This window comes from Streptomyces sp. NPDC059895, from assembly GCF_042731035.1.
Classification (GTDB): Bacteria; Actinomycetota; Actinomycetes; order Streptomycetales; family Streptomycetaceae; genus Streptomyces.
The window spans coordinates 225725-241733 of record NZ_JBHWKO010000011.1; the positions used below are offsets into that span (position 1 = coordinate 225725).

A 16009-nucleotide genomic window follows, 5' to 3' on the forward strand; every position below is an offset into this window, starting at 1 on the left:
GTGGTGGCCGGTCGGCGCGGGAGCGCGCGACAGCGGCTGGACGGGCCTGCCGGGGCCGCGGCCTCGCGGTGTCCCCGGACGTGCCTCCGGTCCGAAGCACTGGGTGTGCGCCTGCCCTGCGCCCCGGCCCGCAAACGCCGCCCGGGGTTTCCGAGGGCCCTGCGGGGTGACCCGACAGAGGTCAGCCGTACGCCAGACAGAGGTCAGCCGTACGCCCCCATGCCCTCGTTCCCGATGCCCGGGAGGTCCCGCCCATGAGCACCACGGTCTCCGACCACATCCTGCGACGACTGCGCGAATGGGGTGTGGAGCAGGTCTTCGGCTACCCCGGCGACGGCATCAACGGCCTGCTCGCCGCCTGGGGGCGGGCCGACGACCGGCCACGGTTCGTGCAGTCCCGGCACGAGGAGATGTCGGCGCTCCAGGCGGTCGGCTACGCCAAGTTCAGCGGCCGTCTCGGGGTGTGCGCGGCGACGTCCGGACCGGGCGCCGTCCACCTCCTCAACGGGCTGTACGACGCCAAGCTGGACCATGTGCCGGTGCTGGCGATCGTCGGCCAGACGCACCGCACCGCGATGGGCGGCTCGTACCAGCAGGAGGTCGACCTGCACACCCTGTTCAAGGACGTCGCCTCGGACTTCGTGGAGACGGTCACGGTCCCCGAGCAGCTGCCGAACGTGCTGGACCGGGCGATCCGCACCGCGTACGCGCGCCGCTGCCCCACCGCCGTCATCATCCCCGGCGACGTCCAGGAACTGGAGTACTCGGCCCCCACACACGAGTTCAAGATGGTTCCCTCCAGCCTCGACCGGAGCGAGTGGACGACCGTGCCGTCGGAGGAGTCGCTGCGGCGGGCGGCGGAGATCCTCGACTCCGGGGACAAGGTGGCGATCCTGGTCGGCCAGGGCGCGGCCGGGGCGCGCGCCGAGGTGGAGCGGATCGCCGGCCTGCTCGGCGCGGGCGTGGCCAAGGCGCTCCTCGGCAAGGACGCCATCGGCGACGAACTCCCCTACGTCACCGGCTCGATCGGCCTGCTCGGCACCCGCCCGTCGTACGAGCTGATGCGGGACTGCGACACCCTGCTGACGATCGGCTCGTCGTTCCCGTACACGCAGTTCCTGCCGGAGTTCGGCAAGGCGCGCGGTGTGCAGATCGACATCGACCCGCACATGGTCGGGATGCGCTACCCGTACGAGGTGAACCTGGTCGGCGACGCCCGGGAGACGCTGCGCCGGCTGATCCCGATGCTGACGTCGGGCGAGGAGCGCGGCCGCGAGTGGTACGAGACGGTGTGCGACAACGTACGGCACTGGCGCGAGGTGATGGAGCGGCGGGCGCTGCTGTCGGCCGACCCGGTCAACCCGGAGTACGTCGCCCGGTCGCTGGACGCGCTGCTGCCGGCCGACGCGATCGTCACCTGCGACTCGGGCTCGGTGGCGAACTGGTACGCGCGGCACCTGACCCTGCGGGCCGGGATGCGCGGTTCGCTGTCCGGGACGCTCGCGACGATGGGCTGCGGGGTGCCGTACGCGATCGGCGCGAAGTTCGCGCACCCGGACCGGCCGGTCATCGCGCTGGTCGGGGACGGGGCGATGCAGATGAACGGGCTCGCGGAGCTGATCACGGCGGCGAAGTACAAGGACCGCTGGCTGGACCGGCGGCTGGTGGTCGCCGTGTGGAACAACCGCGACCTCAACCAGGTCACCTGGGAGATGCGCGCCATGGGGGGCGCCCCGTCCTTCCTGCCCTCGCAGCAGCTCCCGGACGTGCAGTACGCGGCGTTCGCCCGTTCCCTGGGTCTGACCGGCGTACGTGTGGAGAAGCCGGAGGACGTCGAGGCGGGCTGGCGGACGGCGCTGGAGGCGGACGGGCCCGCGGTCGTGGAGTTCCTCACCGACCCGGCCGTGCCGCCGGTCCCGCCGCACGCGACCTGGGAGCAGATGGAGGCCACGGCCGCCTCGCTCCTCAAGGGCGACGCCGACCGGGGTTCGGTGATCAGGCAGGGCCTCAAGGCGAAGGTGCAGGAGTTCCTGCCGGGCCGGGAGAAGAGGTAGCCGCCGGAGCCCGCCGGAGCCCGCCGTCCCCCGTTCGGGGGAACAGGGCACATCGGCGGGACGCAACCGGTGTCGGCCGCCGCCCCTCGGGTACGCGGGGGCCGACCCCGAAGGTCTGGAGGGAGACATGCAGCGAGGCAGTGACCGGCTGAGCGTCCACCGGGACGACGAGATGAAGCATGAACTGCAGGGTCTGCTCAGGTCCGGGCACCCCACGCGGTCCGAGGAGTGGCACGACCCGGAGCCGTCCGCCGAGGACGATCCGGAGATCTGGGGCGGTCCGGTGGTGCCGGGCACCCCCCGGGCGTCGCTGGAGACCGTACGGCTGGAGCTGGCCCGCATCCTGGGCCGCAGCTCCTTCCCCGCGGGCGCGGAGGACCTCGCCCGGACCCTGCGCCGCAAGAACGCGCCGGACGCCTTCGTGGCGGCGGTACGGCGGCTGCCGCGCGACGCGCGCTTCGCGAACGTGCAGGAACTGTCCGAGACCCTGGTCCGGGCCGGCTGACGGGCCGTGACCGGGCCGCGGGAAACATCGTGCCGGGGGCGTCATCGCCCCCGGCGTGTCAGGAAAGGACTCTGAACGATCATGCGCATCGCGTTTCTGACCGCACCCGAGGGCGTCGAGCAGGTCGAGCTGACCGATCCGTGGCAGGCGGCGGTGGACGCCGGGCACGAGCCCGTCCTGGTGTCGACGGCGTCCGGCGAGGTGCGGGCCTTCCACCACCTCGACAAGGCGGACACGTTCACGGTGGACGAGGTCGTCGGCGAGGTCTCCGCGGACTCCTTCGGCGGGCTGGTCCTGCCGGGCGGTGTCGCCAATCCGGACTTCCTGCGCACCGACGACCGGGCCGTGGCGTTCGTCCGGGACTTCTTCGAGCAGGGCCGCCCGGTCGCGGCGATCTGCCACGCCCCGTGGACGCTCGTCGAGGCGGACGTGGTCCGCGGCCGCGAGCTGACCTCGTGGCCGAGCCTGCGCACCGATCTCCGCAACGCGGGCGCCACCTGGGTGGACGAGCAGGTCAAGGTGTGCGACCACGGATCGAACAAGCTGGTGACCAGCCGCAAGCCGGACGACCTGAAGGCGTTCTGCGAGACGTACCTGGAGGTGTTCACCCAGGAGGCCGGGGAGGCCGACTGAGAGCGTGCGCCCGTGCCGCGCCCCTGGTCAGCTCCGGCCCCTGGTCGGCTCCGGCCGTCGGTGGACGGCCGGGGCTGACCGGTTCCCGGCCGGTTCCCGGAACGGCCCCAGGGCCCCGCGGCTCCCGGAACGGCCCCAGGGCCCCGCGGTTCCCGGAACGGCCCCGGTGGGCTCAGGCCCCGCCGGGGCCGTCCGCTCTGCCCGGCCCCCACTTGCCGACCGGGGTCCGGCCGCCGCCGCCCGCGTCGTCCGCGGCGTCGCGTTCCCGGGCGCCCTCGCGGGTGCGGCTCGCGGCGACGGAGCGGCGCGGGTTGCGGCGCAGGTACTCACCCTCCAGCTGGGCCATGCGGTCGTTGTGGGCGCGCAGCGCGTCGTTCGAGCCGTACAGCAGAGTGTCGTGGCGCGTGCGGTGGATCGTCTCCAGCTCCTTCATGAGCTGCTGGTCGTCCAGCCGGTCCGGGTCGACTCCGGTCATGGTCGTGCCCCACTCGTCGTGTTCGTCCATGGGGTTCGGGTACCCGCGTGCGGAACACCGACCCTCGAGCGGCGTCCGGGAGGGAGCCATGGATCTCGCTTGCCTGCCTCCACTGTACGAACATTCGGGCCCCTGGGCCTCCGTTCCGGGTGCGGGGTCAGCGGGCCCGCTCCACGCGTCGCTCGTCCCACACCGGCTCCGGGGTCTCCCGGACCCGGCCGTCGCTGCCGAAGACCAGGTAGCGGTCGAAGGAGCGGGCGAACCAGCGGTCGTGGGTGACCGCGAGGACCGTGCCGTCGAAGGCTTCCAGGCCCTCCTGGAGGGCTTCGGCGGACTCCAGGTCGAGGTTGTCGGTCGGCTCGTCGAGCAGCAGGGCGGTGGCGCCCCGCAGCTCCAGCAGGAGGATCTGGAAGCGTGCCTGCTGGCCGCCGGAGAGCCGGTCGAAGGACTGCTCGGCCTGCTGGGTCAGCTCGTAGCGGCGCAGCCGTGACATGGCCGCGCCCCGGTCCTGGGAGTGCTCCTGCCACAGGATGTCGAGGAGGGTGCGGCCCAGGAGTTCGGGGTGGGCGTGGGTCTGGGCGAAGTGCCCGGGGACGACCCGCGCGCCGAGCTTCCACGCCCCGGTGTGCGCCACGTCCTCCCCGGCCAGCAGGCGCAGGAAGTGCGACTTCCCGGAGCCGTTGGAGCCGAGGACGGCGACGCGTTCGCCGTAGAAGACCTCCAGGTCGAAGGGGTGCATCAGGCCGGTCAGTTCGAGTCCCTGGCAGGTGACGGCCCGTACGCCGGTGCGGCCGCCCTTGAGGCGCATGGTGATGTCCTGCTCGCGCGGCGGCTCGGGCGGCGGGCCCGCCTCCTCGAACTTGCGCAGCCGGGTCTGCGCGGCCTGGTAGCGGGAGGCCATCTCGTGGCTGACGGCGGCGGCCTGACGGAGGTTCACGACGAGCTTCTTCAGCTGGGCGTGCTTCTCGTCCCAGCGCCGGCGCAGTTCCTCGAAGCGGGCGAAGCGTTCGCGGCGGGCCTCGTGGTAGGTGGCGAAGCCGCCGCCGTGCACCCAGGCGTCGGCGCCGGCGGGTCCCGGCTCGACGGAGACGATCTTCTCGGCGGCGCGGGAGAGGAGTTCGCGGTCGTGGGAGACGAAGAGGACCGTCTTGCGGGTCTCCTTCAGCCGCTCCTCCAGCCAGCGCTTGCCCGGCACGTCGAGGTAGTTGTCGGGCTCGTCCAGCAGCAGCACCTCGTCGGTGCCGCGCAGCAGCGCCTCCAGCACCAGCCGCTTCTGCTCACCGCCGGACAGGGTGCGCACCTGCCGCCACTGCGCCTTCTCGTACGGCACGCCGAGCGCGGCCGTGGTGCACACGTCCCACAGCGTCTCCGCCTCGTACCCGCGCGCCTCGGCCCAGTCGGCGAGGGCCTGCGCGTACGCGAGCTGGGCGGCTTCGTCGTCGACGGTCATGAGGGCGTGCTCGGCCCGGTCGACATCCCGCGCGGCCTCCCGGATGCGGGGCGGCGCGACCGACACCAGCAGGTCCCGTACGGTCGTCTCGTCCCGTACGGAGCCCACGAACTGGCGCATCACACCGAGCCCGCCGCTGACGGTGACGGCGCCGCCGTGCGGCTTCAGCTCGCCGGAGATCAGCCGCAGCAGGGTGGTCTTGCCGGCGCCGTTGGGCCCGACGAGGGCCACGACGGCCCCTTCTCCCACCCGGAAGGACACGTCGCCGAGCAGCGTCCTGCCGTCGGGGAGGTGGTACTCGAGGTGCGCGGCTTCCAGATGTCCCATGGAGAGGCATTCTGCGGGCCGCCCGCGGGCGACGGCAAACGCTTAGTGCCGGCGGCCGCCCGCGGCCGCCGGCTCACCCCCCGGTCCAGCCCGCCGGCTCACCCGCCGGTCCGCCGTCGCCGACCGGCTCGCCCGTCGGTCCGGCCTCGCCCTCGGGGGCGACGGTCGCGCCCGCCCAGGTCAGGGCCTTCCAGCCGTCGGCCGGGGAGCCCTCCAGGACGACCACGCCGGTGTTGGCCAGGCGGTGGGCGGCGGCGAAGGGGATGTCGACGTTGTGGGCGCGGGCGGCCGTCCAGGTGCGGATGGCGGCGCCGTGGCTGACCAGGGCGACACACGCGGCGCCGCTGTCGGCGGCCTCGGCGACGACGGCGTCGTAGCGGGCGAGGAACTCGGCGCCGCTCTCGCCGCCCGGCATGCGCAGCCCGGTGTTCCCGGCCGCCCAGGCGAAGGCGGTGCGCATGTAGAGCTCGCCGTGTCCGAGGTCGCCCGGAAGCAGTTCCAGGTCGCCCGCGGAGATCTCCCGCAGCCCGTCGCGCACGCGCACGCCGAGGCCGCGGGCGGCGGCCAGCGGGGCGGCCGTGAGCTGGGTGCGCACGAGGGTGGAGGCGTAGAGGATCTCGATGTCCTCGTCGGCGAGGACCTCGGGCAGCGCGGCGGCCTGTCGCTCGCCGAGCGCGGTCAGCCCCGGTCCGGGGACGGCGGTGTCCAGCAGGTGGTCCACGTTGGTGGGCGTCTCGCCGTGGCGGACGAGGATCAGGCGCATGCGGTCGGCCTCCGGGTCTTCGGCGCGCCGTCCCCGCGTCGCCGGGCGGGAAACGGCCACCCCAGGGTACCCGCGGGTCATGAGCCCCGACGTCGACCTGACCGCCCTCGCCTCCGGCCGGCACGCGCTGCGCGACCGGCTGCTCGCCCTCGACTGCCGGCTGTTCGAGTTCGCCGCCGCGCGGCACTGGCCCCGCGCCGAACGGATCCTGCCGAGGCTGAGCCGCAGCGCCGACCACGGCGTGCGACGGTGTACCGGCCGCCTGCGGACGGGAACTGGACTGATGCACCATCAGTGAACGCTGACACACCATCAGTCCACATAGCGGGAAGAGTTGTCTCACCATTCGGCTGAGCGCGTACGGTGACGGTGTCGCCCCCGGACTCCCCCGGAGCCCGGGGACCGGTCCGTCGAGAAGGGGCACAGCCATGCCGAAAGCACGGGAGACCGCCGTCTACACCCACGGGCACCACGAGTCGGTGCTCCGCTCGCACACCTGGCGGACCGCCGCCAACTCCGCGGCCTACCTGCTCGGCTCGCTGCAGCCCCACATGAGGATCCTGGACGTCGGCTGCGGTCCGGGCACCATCACCGCCGACCTGGCCGCCCTGGTCCCCGACGGGCACGTCACCGGCGTCGACCACGCCCCGGAGATCCTGGACCGGGCACGGGCCACCGCCGCGGAACGCGGCCTGACCAACACCGACTTCGCGGTCGCCGACGTCCACGCCCTGGACTACGCCGACGACACGTTCTGCGTGGTCCACGCCCACCAGGTCCTCCAGCACGTCGGCGACCCGGTGCAGGCGCTGCGCGAGATGCGGCGCGTCACCCGGCCCGGCGGGTTCGTCGCCGTACGGGACTCCGACTACGCGGCCATGACCTGGTACCCCACCTCGCCCGGACTGGACGACTGGCAGGAGCTGTACCAGCGGGTGGCCCGCGCCAACGGCGGTGAGCCGGACGCCGGGCGGCGGCTGAAGTCCTGGGCGCTGGCGGCCGGTTTCACCGACGTCACGGCCACCTCTAGCACCTGGACGTTCAGCACCCCCGAGGAGCGGGCGTGGTGGAGCGGGCTGTGGGCCGACCGGACCGTCGCCTCCGCGTTCGCCGAGCGCGCCACCGGCGGCGGGCACGCCACCGAGGAGCGGCTGCGGGCGGTGTCGGATGCCTGGCGGGCCTGGGGGGAGCGGGAGGACGGCTGGTTCGGCGTCCTGCACGCAGAGATCCTCTGCCGCAAAGATGTCTGACCCGCGGGGATGAGCCGGACGAGCCGGAGGTGAGCCGGACGAGCCGGGCGGGCCGGAGGTGAGCCGGGCGGGCCGGAGGTGAGCGGGCCGGCCGGAGGTGAGCGGGCCGGCCGGAGGTGAGCGGGCCGGCCGGAGGCGGAGCGGCTCCGCGCGGGCGCCGCCGGCGTCGTGTCACTCCCGGGGAAGCAGCGGCCCGAGCGGCCCGAGGTCCAGGTTGAGGTCCTCGGGCCGCAGCCCGTAGCGGTCACGCAGCTCCGCCATGCGGTCGTCCAGCAGCATCAGGGTGAGCCCGATGCGTTCCTCCTGCTCCTCGGTCAGATCGCCCTCGTCGAAGCGGCGCAGCGCCTGCCGTTCCATCAGCTGACGCAGCAGCTCGACCACGGTGAGGACGAGCTTGACCAGGTCCCGCTCGACGGTGTCGGGCTCGAGGTCGAGCCGCTTGCGCCGCGGGTGCGCCGTACCGGGCGCGTCGGGCGGCGCGGCACCGGGCCCCTCGGGCGCGCCCGGGGACTTCGGTGCGTCGGGCGTGTCGGGTGAGGTCACACCAGCTCCCCCCAGGGCGACGGGACGTTCTCGTTCACGGAACTGATGAGGGCGTTCAGGTCGATCCGGACGAGGTCCACGTCCGCGATGCGCAGGGTGATGTCGCCCGTGATGACGACCCCGCCGGCCAGCAGCCGGTCGAGAAGGTCGACGAGAGCGATCTCACGCCGTTCCACGACGGTCATGACCGCTCCTCCTCGGTGTCCCGGGCGGTGGCCGTCCCGCCCTCCCCGCCGCCTTCCCGCAGGTCGGGGTCCACGAAGGAGTAGGCCGCCCACGGTCCGGTGAGTTCCACGCGCATCCCGGACTCCTCGCCCTTCGTACGGTCCACGATCTCCACGAATTCCTCCGACTGCGCGCGCGGGACCAGATAGGCGGCGTTCAGCACGTTCTTGCCGGAGGCCCGGGACAGGGCGGGGTTCTGCGGCGGGTGGAGGCGGGCGGCGTCGGCCCGCCCGGAGAGCAGGGAGTGCAGCCGGCCGGCGAACCGCTCGGCCCGCTGCCAGGCGTCCTCGTCCGCCCTGGCCCGCCGGCGGCGCTGCATCAGGTAGTCCCGGCCGGAGGCGGGCTTCGCCGGCGCCGCGGCCGGCGCCTCCTCCCGGGCGTCGCCCTCGGCCTCGACGTACACCTTCACACCCCACTCCACGCGGCCCTCCAGCCGGTCCAGGGTGCGCAGGAAGTCCTCCTCGCGTTCCTCGATCATCACGCGGACGCCGCTGTCGTCCCGGAAGACGGTCGCGAGCCGGAGCGGCAGCGGTGTGGTGACCGCCGTGAGCGCGTCGATCACCTGCTGGTGGCCCCGGGCGGTCGCGGCGAGCCAGTCCAGGTCCTCCAGGTGGGAGCGCAGCGGCTCCTCGGCGAAGTCCCGCTCCGGCACGGCGCTGACGACCGCGACGAGACCGTGGTGGTGCACCAGCTTGGCGGGCGCGCCCCCGACCCCCGTCAGCTCGGCCTGGAGCGGCGCGCCGAAGGGGCGGCAGACGGCGTACACGTACCGCAGTCCGGTCATGAGGACTCCTTCCGCGCGCGGGTCCGACCGGGCTCGAGTTCCTCCAGGCGCGCCAGCCGCTCACGCAACTCGGCGTTCTCGCGCGCGAGTTCGTCGCGGCGGGCGCGGCTGGACAGCGCCGGATCGGTCTCCCACCAGTCGATGCCCATCTCCTTGGCCTTGTCGACCGAGGCGACGATGAGGCGGAGCTTGATCGTGAGCAGTTCGATGTCGAGCAGGTTGATCCGGATGTCGCCGGCGATGACGATGCCCTTGTCGAGGACACGTTCCAGGATGTCGGCGAGGTTGGCCCCGCCGCCCTGGCCGTACGGCTCCGGCATCCGGCTCGGCATGCTCATCGACGGCTCCCGCCCTCACGGACGTCCTCGTCCTTGTCGTACTGCTCGTCCTCGTCGTACTCCTCGTCCTCCTCGGGCTCCCGCTCCTCGTACTCCTCCTCGGGCTCCTCGTCGTACTCGGACTCCGCTTCCTCCGACTCCGGCTCCGGCTCCTCCGACTCCGGCTCCGGCTCCGGCTCCTCGGACTCCGGCTCCTCGTCGTACTCGGCGCCCTCGGCGCCCTCGTCCTCGGCCCGCTCCTCCTCGTCGCCGCGTTCCTCTTCCTCCTCCGCGAGCGCGTCCTCGTGGGAGCGGACGATCTCGCCGTCGCGGATCTCACCGCGCCAGCCCTCGTCCACCTCCCCCTTCAGGGTGATGAAGCGGGCGAAGTTCTTCAGGTCGAGGCGGGCGCGGCGGCCCTGGGCGCGCCAGATGTTGCCGGTCTTCTCGAAGAACCCCGTGGGGTAGTACTCGATGACCAGCAGGACGCGGGTGAGGTTGTCGGCGAGCCGGTGGAAGGAGACGACGCCCTTCGTGGTGCCCTTGGCGCCCTCCGAGGCCCAGGAGATCCGGTCGTCCGGCACCTGCTCGGTGGTCTTCGCCTTCCAGCTGCGGTTGGACCAGAGGACCTTCACCTGCCAGTCGCTGGTGGTCTCGTCGGCGCGGCTCGCGCTCTTGACACCCTTGGCGAAGGTGCTGAAGTCCTGGTACTGGGTCCACTGGTCGTAGGCCGTGCGCAGCGGCACGCCGACGTCGATCTGCTCCATGATGACGGTGGGCTTCTTGCCCGCGCCGCGCTTGCGCTTGCTCTTGCCGCCGCCACCGAGGTTCTTCAGCGCGCCGGTCACGCTGTCCTTGACGCGCGAGGCACCGAGCTCCAGCGCGGTGCGCAACGGGCCCTTGCCCTCGGCCAGCTTGCGGCCGCCGTCCAGGGCCAGCTTGGCGAAGCCGGGGCTCTTGCCCTCGGCGATGTCGTTCAATCTGCCGGTGGTCTCGCCCAGCTTGCGGCCGACGCCGACCAGCATGCGCTGGGCCTGGGCGGCGAGGTACTCCTGCACCTCCGCCTTCAGCCGCTCGGCTGCCTCGCTCTGCGCCAGACCGGCGAGCGGGTTGCCGTCGGTCGCCTTGCCGGTCGCCTTGCCGGTCGCCTTGCCCGCGGCGGACGTCGCGGATCCCAGTGTCTCGGTCATCGCTCACCGCCTCCCTTCGGCGCCCGGGTCCGGGCGGCCGCCTTCGTCACCGACTTCCGGACCGCGGTCGACCTCTTCGCGGCCGCCCCGCGCCCCGGCACCTTCCGGGCTGCCTTCTTCGCGGTCCTCTCCTCGGCGGACGCCTTCTTCCGGGGCGCCCTCTCCGCCGCCGGCTCCTCCTCCTCGGCGCTCTCGCCGGCCTCGCCCTCGTCCCGCGCGGGCTCCGGCTCCCCGTCCTCCTCGTCCCGCGCGGGCTCCGGCTCCCCGTCCTCCTCGTCCCGCGCGGGCTCCGGCTCCTCGTACTCCTCGTCCGCCTCTTCGCCTGCCTCCCGGGGCTTCGCGCCCGTCACATCGGGGACGACGCCCGCGAGCTGGTCGCGGACCTGGGCGGTACGGCCGTGCAGCCGGTCGGCGAGCGCGGTGACCTGCCGCTCGACCATGGCGCCGGACGCCGCCTTGCCGACGCCCCGCAGGTCCTGGCGGAGCTGGTCGCCGAGTTCCTTGAACTCGGGGTTGTCCCGCAGTTGCTGGGAGAGCAGGTCGGCCAGGGCCTTCGGGCTCGGCTTCAGCCGCTTCCCGGCCACCAGCGAACCGACGGCGAGCGCCAGCTTCATCTTCTTGGTACGCCCGAGGGCGTATCCGGCCCCTATCGCGAGGCCCAGTCCCACTCGATTCATCGTGCCGTCCCGTCCGTTCCCGCGCTGCGGCGCGTGGCGATCTCCAGTCGGTCGAGGAGTTCATCCTCCTTCTGGTCGAATTCCTCCTCCGTGATCTCACCGGCCCCCAACTGCTCTTCGAGGCGCGAGAGTTCGGCTCGGACCGTGGCAGGGTCGTAGTAGATCCGCTCCGCCTCGCGGAGCACCTGCTGGATCACCCATCCGCTGCCGCGTACCGGTGCGAACGGCAGCAGCAGCACCTCCGAGATCAGCCCCATCTCCCGCACCTCCGCTCGTTTCGCCTGTTCCGTGTCACTCCACGGCCGTCGTCCCCGCGGGCTGGGCCGGGCCGGGCTCGACGAAGCTGTACGGCGGCAGCGGACCGTTGAGGCGCACGTCGAGGTGCGGCCGCTCCTTGCGCAGGTCCTCCACCGCGTTCGCGAACTCCGCGGCCCGGTCGCGTGCCACCAGGAACGACACGTTGGCCAGCCAGCCCGAGGACTCCGGGCCGACGCTGACGGCCGCGCCCAGCGGCTCCAGGGCCTGCTGCACCTCGGCCGCGTCCTGGGCCTCACGGGCCTTCACCGCGGCGGCCACCATCTCGCCGAGCTGGAGCCGCTGCTCGTACGTGCCGCCGCCGGCCTGCCGGTTGGCCTCGGCGAGTGCCCGCAGCTCGGGGCTCTCCGCCATGACCTGGTGCAGCACGGCCTCCTCGATGTGGGTGGCCTTCACGTTGTACTCGACCTTGCCGTCGAGAGCCCGCAGGCGCTCCTCGTAGTGGTCGGCGCGCTCGGCGAGCACCCCGGTGACGGCCGCGTCGTCGGGGGCGACGCTGCCGAACCGCATGGGCAGCACACAGCCCTCCGCGCCGGCCTCGGCGAGGACGTTCTGGTGGGCGAGCAGTTCCCTGCGCTTGGGCCGCAGGTCCTCCGGCGCGTCGCTGACGATCGCCGCCAACCCGCCCTCGGTCAGCACGCGCACGGGCGTGGGCGGCTCGCCCACGCCGGCCAGCCCCTCGGGGAGCGTCGTCTGCGAGCTCGCGGTGATGCCGTAGACGTACGTGCTCACTCCTCGTCCTCCTTCTTGCGGGAGGAGGTGGTGGTCCGGCGGGCACGCGGCCGCTCGGCCTGGCTCTCCTCACGGGCCTGCTTGAAGGCGCCGGAGACGGTCTCGGCGGCGCCGGAGAGGGCGCCCTTGGACTTGCCGCGCGCGCCGGACTCGGTGATCTGGCCGACGACGTCGGGCAGCCCCGGGCTCTTGCGCGGGCCGGCTTCCAGGTCGAGGCGGTTGCACGCCTCGGCGAAGCGGAGGTAGGTGTCGACGCTGGCCACGACGACCCGGACGTCGATCTTCAGGATCTCGATGCCTACCAGTGAGACCCGCACGAACGCATCGATGACGAGCCCCCTGTCCAGGACGAGCTCCAGTACGTCGTAGAGGCCGCTGCTGCCGCCTCCGCCGCCGGTCTGTTGTGCCGGGACAACGGTCATGCCGACCGTGCCTCCTCGTGTCGATGGTGGTGTGGATGTTCGGGTGTGGCTGCGGGCGCGCGGCCTAACGGCCGCCGGGCCGATGTGCGTCGGCCCGCCCTCGTTCGTAACGGCGGACCCGCCGGTAGCCGGTGAGCTGTCCCTGCGGGTCGAGTTCGACCTCGTAGCTCGCCATCAGGCTCATCGTGTCCGGAACCCTCTCGAGTTCCAGGACCTCGACCTCCAGCGACCAGCCGTCCTCCGTCCGCTCGAAGGACGAGACGCTCTCGGCGGTCATGCCGGTCAGCTCCGCGAGCTGGCCGCGCGCCTCGCGCAGGATCTCCATGGGCGTGGGCCGGTCGTCCGCCACTTCCTCGTCCTTGTCGCTCTCGTCGTCCGGTTCCGGTGCAGTCTGCGAATGCTCTGTGTGTCTTGTGTTCGCCATGACCACCTCTTCCTCCGGGTGGCCGGTAGGTCCTTGGCCAAACCTTCACGAGCGCATGCGTCTGCGCCGCCGGGCGGCGAGCTGCGCGCCGGCGCTCGGTGTATCAACCACGAAGGGCGTCGAGGCGGCGGCGGGCCGGCCCCAGGGCACGGCCGCGGCGGTCGGACACGCCCGACCACGGGTTCGTACGGGCCTGCTCCACGGCGTCCGCGACGGTCCAGCGGCGCGGGCCGAGGGCGGGGTCGTCGAGCTGCTCCCAGGTGATCGGTGTGGCGACGGGCGCGCCGGGAAGGGCGCGCACCGAGTAGGGGGCGACGGCGGTCTGCGCGTACGCGTTGCGCTGCACGTCGAGGTAGAGGCGGTCGCCGCGGTCCTTCTTGCGGGCCGCGGTGGTCAACCGGTCGGGGTGTTCGGCGGCGAGCAGTTCGGCGGCGTCCCGGGCGAAGGCGCGGACCTCGTCGAAGTCGTGCCGGCCGTCGAGGGGGACGACGACGTGCAGGCCGCGTGAGCCGGTCGTCATCAGCGCCGACGGCAGCCGGACCTCGTCGAGCAGTCGGCCCGTCCACCGGGCGGCCTCACGGACGGCGGCGAAGTCCTCGCCGGGGGTCCCCCCGGGCCTGCCGGGCGCCGGGGAAGGGTCGAGGTCGAAGACCATCACGTCCGGGTGGTGCGGGTGGCCGGCCCGCGAGAGCCAGCGGTGCAGGGTGACGCAGGCCTGGTCGGCGAGGAAGACGAGGCCGGCGGAGTCGTCGCAGACGGTGTGGCGGACGGTGCCGTCCTCCTTGGGCACCTCCACCCTGGCGATCCACTCCGGGTAGTGCTCGGGGGTGTTCTTCTGCATGAAGCGCGGGCCGTCGAGGCCGTCGGGGTGCCGCTCCAGCATCAGGGGACGGCCGCGCAGGTGCGGCAGCATGAACGCGGCCACCGACCGGTAGTAGGCGACGAGGTCGCCCTTGGTGTACCCCGCGCCGTCCCCCTCGCCGGGGAGGAGCACCTTGTCCGGCCGGTGCACCTCGACGGTACGACGGCCCGCGCGCACCCTGCGGATGCCGGGGCCGTCGCCCACCGCGGTCACGGCACGACCGCCGTCTCCACCAGCAGCCGGGCGGAGGCGGCGATCGACTCGGCGTCGATCCCGGCCGCGTGCAGCTGCTCCTCCGGGCTCGCCGAGCCCGGCATCGTCCGCACGGCCAGGCGCGCCAGGCGGGGCACCGGCCGGCCGTCGGAGAAGGCGTCCACGACGGCGTCGCCGAGGCCGCCCTCCTCGTGGTGGTCCTCCACGGTCACCAGGCAGCCGGTCTCCTCCGCGGCCCGCCGCAGGGTGACCCGGTCGACGGGCTTGACCGAGTACAGGTCGATCACGCGCACCGGGATGTCCTCCCCGGCCAGGGCGTCGGCGGCCTTCAGCGCCTCGTGCACGGTGACCCCGGCGGCGACCAGCGTCAGCCGGTCCCGGTCGGAGGAGCGCAGCACCTTGCTGCCGCCCACCGGGAACTCCTCGTCGGGCCCGTAGAGCACCGGGGCGTCGCCGCGCGAGGTGCGCAGGTAGCGGATGCCGTCCAGGCCGGCCATGGCGGCGACCAGATGGGCGGTCTGGTTGGCGTCGCACGGGTACAGCACGGTCGAGCCGTGCACGGCCCGGAACATCGCCAGGTCCTCCAGCCCCATCTGCGAGGGCCCGTCCTGCCCGATGGCGACCCCGGCGTGCGAGCCGACCAGGTTGATCCCGGCCCCGCTGATCGAGGCCATGCGCACGAAATCGTGGGCGCGGCTCAGGAAGGCCGCGAACGTGGACGCGTACGGCACCCAGCCGCGCGACGAGAGGCCGACCGCGGCGGCGACGAGCTGCTGTTCGGCGATGTAGCACTCGAAGAACCGCTCGGGGTGTTCCTTGGCGAAGAACTCGGCGCGGGTGGAGTCGCTCACCTCGCCGTCCAGGGCGACCACGTCGGAGCGGGCGGTGCCGAGGGCGGCCAGGGCCCGGCCGTAGGCGTCGCGGGTGGCGACCTCCTCGCCCCGCTCCCAGCGGGGCAGGTCGAGCGGGCCGGTGGAGACGGAGTGCAGCATGCGGGCCGCGGACGGCTCGTGCACCCGGACGCGCAGGTCACGGGGGCCGCCGAGTTCGGCGATCGCCGCCTCGGGTTCCTTCAGCGGCTTGCCGTGCAGGCCCTCGCGGTCCTCGACGGCTTCGACGCCCTTGCCCTTGAGGGTGCGGGCGATGATCGCGGTGGGCTGGCCCTTCGTGGACCGGGCCTCGCCGTACGCGCGGTCGACGGCGTCGACGTCGTGGCCGTCGAGCTCGACGGTGTGCCAGCCGAAGGCCTGGAAGCGGCGGGCGTAGGCGTCGAGGGCGTGGCCGTGCCGGGTCGGGCCGCGCTGGCCGAGCCGGTTGACGTCGACGATCACGGTGAGGTTGTCCAGGTGCTCGTGGCCCGCGTGCTCGGCGGCCTCCCACACCGAGCCCTCGGCGAGCTCGCTGTCCCCGCACAGCACCCACACGCGCGCCTCGGAGCGCTCCAGCCGCTTCACGGCCAGCGCGATGCCGACGCCCACCGGCAGTCCCTGCCCGAGCGAGCCGGTGGCGGTCTCCACCCAGGGCAGCCGCCGCGGGGTGGGGTGCCCTTCGAGCCGGCTGCCGAGCGTGCGGAAGGTGAGCAGCTCGTCGTCGCCGACGGCGCCGGCCGCCTTGTAGGCCGCGTACAGCAACGGGGAGGCGTGGCCCTTGGACAGGACGAAGCGGTCGTTGCCCGGGTGGGCGGGGCGGTCGAAGTCGTAGTGGAGGTGGTTGGCCAGCAGTACGGCCATCAGGTCGGCGGCGGACATGGAGGACGTCGGGTGCCCGGAGCCCGCGGCGGCGGAGGCGCGGACGCTGTCCACGCGCAACTGCTGTCCGAGGGCGGTGAGTTCGGCGGTGTCCATCGGG

19 protein-coding genes and 1 pseudogene are annotated in these 16009 nt (G+C 73.3%); 5 read left to right on the forward strand and 15 right to left on the reverse strand.

The window, feature by feature from the left end; genetic code table 11:
* Positions 1-254 precede the first annotated feature (254 nt).
* From ACFV9M_RS16155 to ACFV9M_RS16165, 3 genes are all read left to right on the forward strand, one after another.
* The gene (locus tag ACFV9M_RS16155; RefSeq protein ID WP_385069037.1) at positions 255-2054 is read left to right on the forward strand and encodes a thiamine pyrophosphate-requiring protein; all 1800 of its coding nucleotides are present in this window, start codon (positions 255-257) and stop codon (positions 2052-2054) included.
* A gap of 127 nt (positions 2055-2181) precedes the next feature.
* Complete coding sequence (locus ACFV9M_RS16160; RefSeq protein ID WP_385069035.1) at positions 2182-2559, forward strand: DUF2795 domain-containing protein; 378 nt, start codon at positions 2182-2184, stop codon at positions 2557-2559.
* Between the two features lie 81 nt (positions 2560-2640).
* Positions 2641-3192 carry a type 1 glutamine amidotransferase domain-containing protein gene (locus tag ACFV9M_RS16165; protein ID WP_385069033.1) on the forward strand — a complete coding sequence of 184 codons (552 nt, stop codon included), beginning with the start codon at positions 2641-2643 and terminating at the stop codon, positions 3190-3192.
* Between the two features lie 172 nt (positions 3193-3364).
* On the opposite strand, the gene ACFV9M_RS16170 is transcribed toward ACFV9M_RS16165, so the two are convergent.
* From ACFV9M_RS16170 to ACFV9M_RS16180, 3 genes are all read right to left on the reverse strand, one after another.
* Positions 3365-3697 carry a DUF6158 family protein gene (locus ACFV9M_RS16170; protein ID WP_385069031.1) on the reverse strand — a complete coding sequence of 111 codons (333 nt, stop codon included), beginning with the start codon at positions 3695-3697 and terminating at the stop codon, positions 3365-3367.
* Between the two features lie 127 nt (positions 3698-3824).
* The gene (locus ACFV9M_RS16175) at positions 3825-5444 is read right to left on the reverse strand and encodes an ABC-F family ATP-binding cassette domain-containing protein (protein WP_385069029.1); all 1620 of its coding nucleotides are present in this window, start codon (positions 5442-5444) and stop codon (positions 3825-3827) included.
* A 73-nt stretch (positions 5445-5517) separates the two neighbouring features.
* Positions 5518-6207 carry a histidine phosphatase family protein gene (locus ACFV9M_RS16180; protein ID WP_385069027.1) on the reverse strand — a complete coding sequence of 230 codons (690 nt, stop codon included), beginning with the start codon at positions 6205-6207 and terminating at the stop codon, positions 5518-5520.
* A gap of 79 nt (positions 6208-6286) precedes the next feature.
* Here ACFV9M_RS16180 and ACFV9M_RS16185 point away from each other — a divergent pair.
* Together ACFV9M_RS16185 and ACFV9M_RS16190 are read left to right on the forward strand one after the other, a co-directional pair.
* Positions 6287-6451 (forward strand): annotated as a pseudogene (locus ACFV9M_RS16185) (phosphoesterase); the annotation flags it as partial.
* Between the two features lie 184 nt (positions 6452-6635).
* Complete coding sequence (locus ACFV9M_RS16190) at positions 6636-7457, forward strand: class I SAM-dependent methyltransferase (RefSeq protein ID WP_385069025.1); 822 nt, start codon at positions 6636-6638, stop codon at positions 7455-7457.
* Positions 7458-7628: 171 nt separating this feature from the next.
* Here ACFV9M_RS16190 and ACFV9M_RS16195 read toward each other — a convergent pair whose 3' ends face one another.
* The 12 genes from ACFV9M_RS16195 to ACFV9M_RS16250 form a co-directional block, all read right to left on the reverse strand.
* Positions 7629-8000, reverse strand: coding sequence for a gas vesicle protein K (locus ACFV9M_RS16195; protein WP_385069023.1), 372 nt, complete (start codon positions 7998-8000; stop codon positions 7629-7631).
* Complete coding sequence (locus tag ACFV9M_RS16200; protein WP_385069021.1) at positions 7997-8185, reverse strand: gas vesicle protein; 189 nt, start codon at positions 8183-8185, stop codon at positions 7997-7999. The genes ACFV9M_RS16195 and ACFV9M_RS16200 overlap by 4 nt, the downstream gene beginning before the upstream one ends.
* On the reverse strand, positions 8182-9009 hold the full coding sequence (locus ACFV9M_RS16205; protein ID WP_385069019.1) for a GvpL/GvpF family gas vesicle protein: 828 nt from the start codon (positions 9007-9009) through the stop codon (positions 8182-8184). The genes ACFV9M_RS16200 and ACFV9M_RS16205 overlap by 4 nt, the downstream gene beginning before the upstream one ends.
* The gene (locus ACFV9M_RS16210; protein ID WP_385069017.1) at positions 9006-9347 is read right to left on the reverse strand and encodes a gas vesicle protein; all 342 of its coding nucleotides are present in this window, start codon (positions 9345-9347) and stop codon (positions 9006-9008) included. The genes ACFV9M_RS16205 and ACFV9M_RS16210 overlap by 4 nt, the downstream gene beginning before the upstream one ends.
* Positions 9344-10516 carry an SRPBCC family protein gene (locus ACFV9M_RS16215; RefSeq protein WP_385069015.1) on the reverse strand — a complete coding sequence of 391 codons (1173 nt, stop codon included), beginning with the start codon at positions 10514-10516 and terminating at the stop codon, positions 9344-9346. The genes ACFV9M_RS16210 and ACFV9M_RS16215 overlap by 4 nt, the downstream gene beginning before the upstream one ends.
* Positions 10513-11193 (reverse strand): DNA primase, encoded by a 681-nt coding sequence (locus tag ACFV9M_RS16220; RefSeq protein ID WP_385069013.1) that lies wholly within the window; start codon positions 11191-11193, stop codon positions 10513-10515. Before ACFV9M_RS16220 ends, ACFV9M_RS16215 begins: the two co-directional genes overlap by 4 nt.
* The gene (locus ACFV9M_RS16225; RefSeq protein WP_385069012.1) at positions 11190-11450 is read right to left on the reverse strand and encodes a gas vesicle protein GvpG; all 261 of its coding nucleotides are present in this window, start codon (positions 11448-11450) and stop codon (positions 11190-11192) included. Before ACFV9M_RS16225 ends, ACFV9M_RS16220 begins: the two co-directional genes overlap by 4 nt.
* Before the next feature lie 34 nt (positions 11451-11484).
* Positions 11485-12240, reverse strand: a complete 756-nt coding sequence (locus ACFV9M_RS16230) for a GvpL/GvpF family gas vesicle protein (RefSeq protein ID WP_385069011.1) — start codon at positions 12238-12240, stop codon at positions 11485-11487.
* A complete protein-coding gene (locus ACFV9M_RS16235) occupies positions 12237-12662 on the reverse strand; it encodes a gas vesicle structural protein GvpA (protein WP_385069009.1) in 426 nt (141 codons plus the stop codon). The genes ACFV9M_RS16230 and ACFV9M_RS16235 overlap by 4 nt, the downstream gene beginning before the upstream one ends.
* Before the next feature lie 64 nt (positions 12663-12726).
* Positions 12727-13086, reverse strand: a complete 360-nt coding sequence (locus ACFV9M_RS16240) for a gas vesicle protein (RefSeq protein WP_385069008.1) — start codon at positions 13084-13086, stop codon at positions 12727-12729.
* Between the two features lie 103 nt (positions 13087-13189).
* On the reverse strand, positions 13190-14152 hold the full coding sequence (gene ligD / locus ACFV9M_RS16245) for a non-homologous end-joining DNA ligase (RefSeq protein WP_385069120.1): 963 nt from the start codon (positions 14150-14152) through the stop codon (positions 13190-13192).
* A gap of 5 nt (positions 14153-14157) precedes the next feature.
* Complete coding sequence (locus ACFV9M_RS16250) at positions 14158-16005, reverse strand: transketolase (RefSeq protein ID WP_385069006.1); 1848 nt, start codon at positions 16003-16005, stop codon at positions 14158-14160.
* Between the last annotated feature and the right edge of the window lie 4 nt (positions 16006-16009).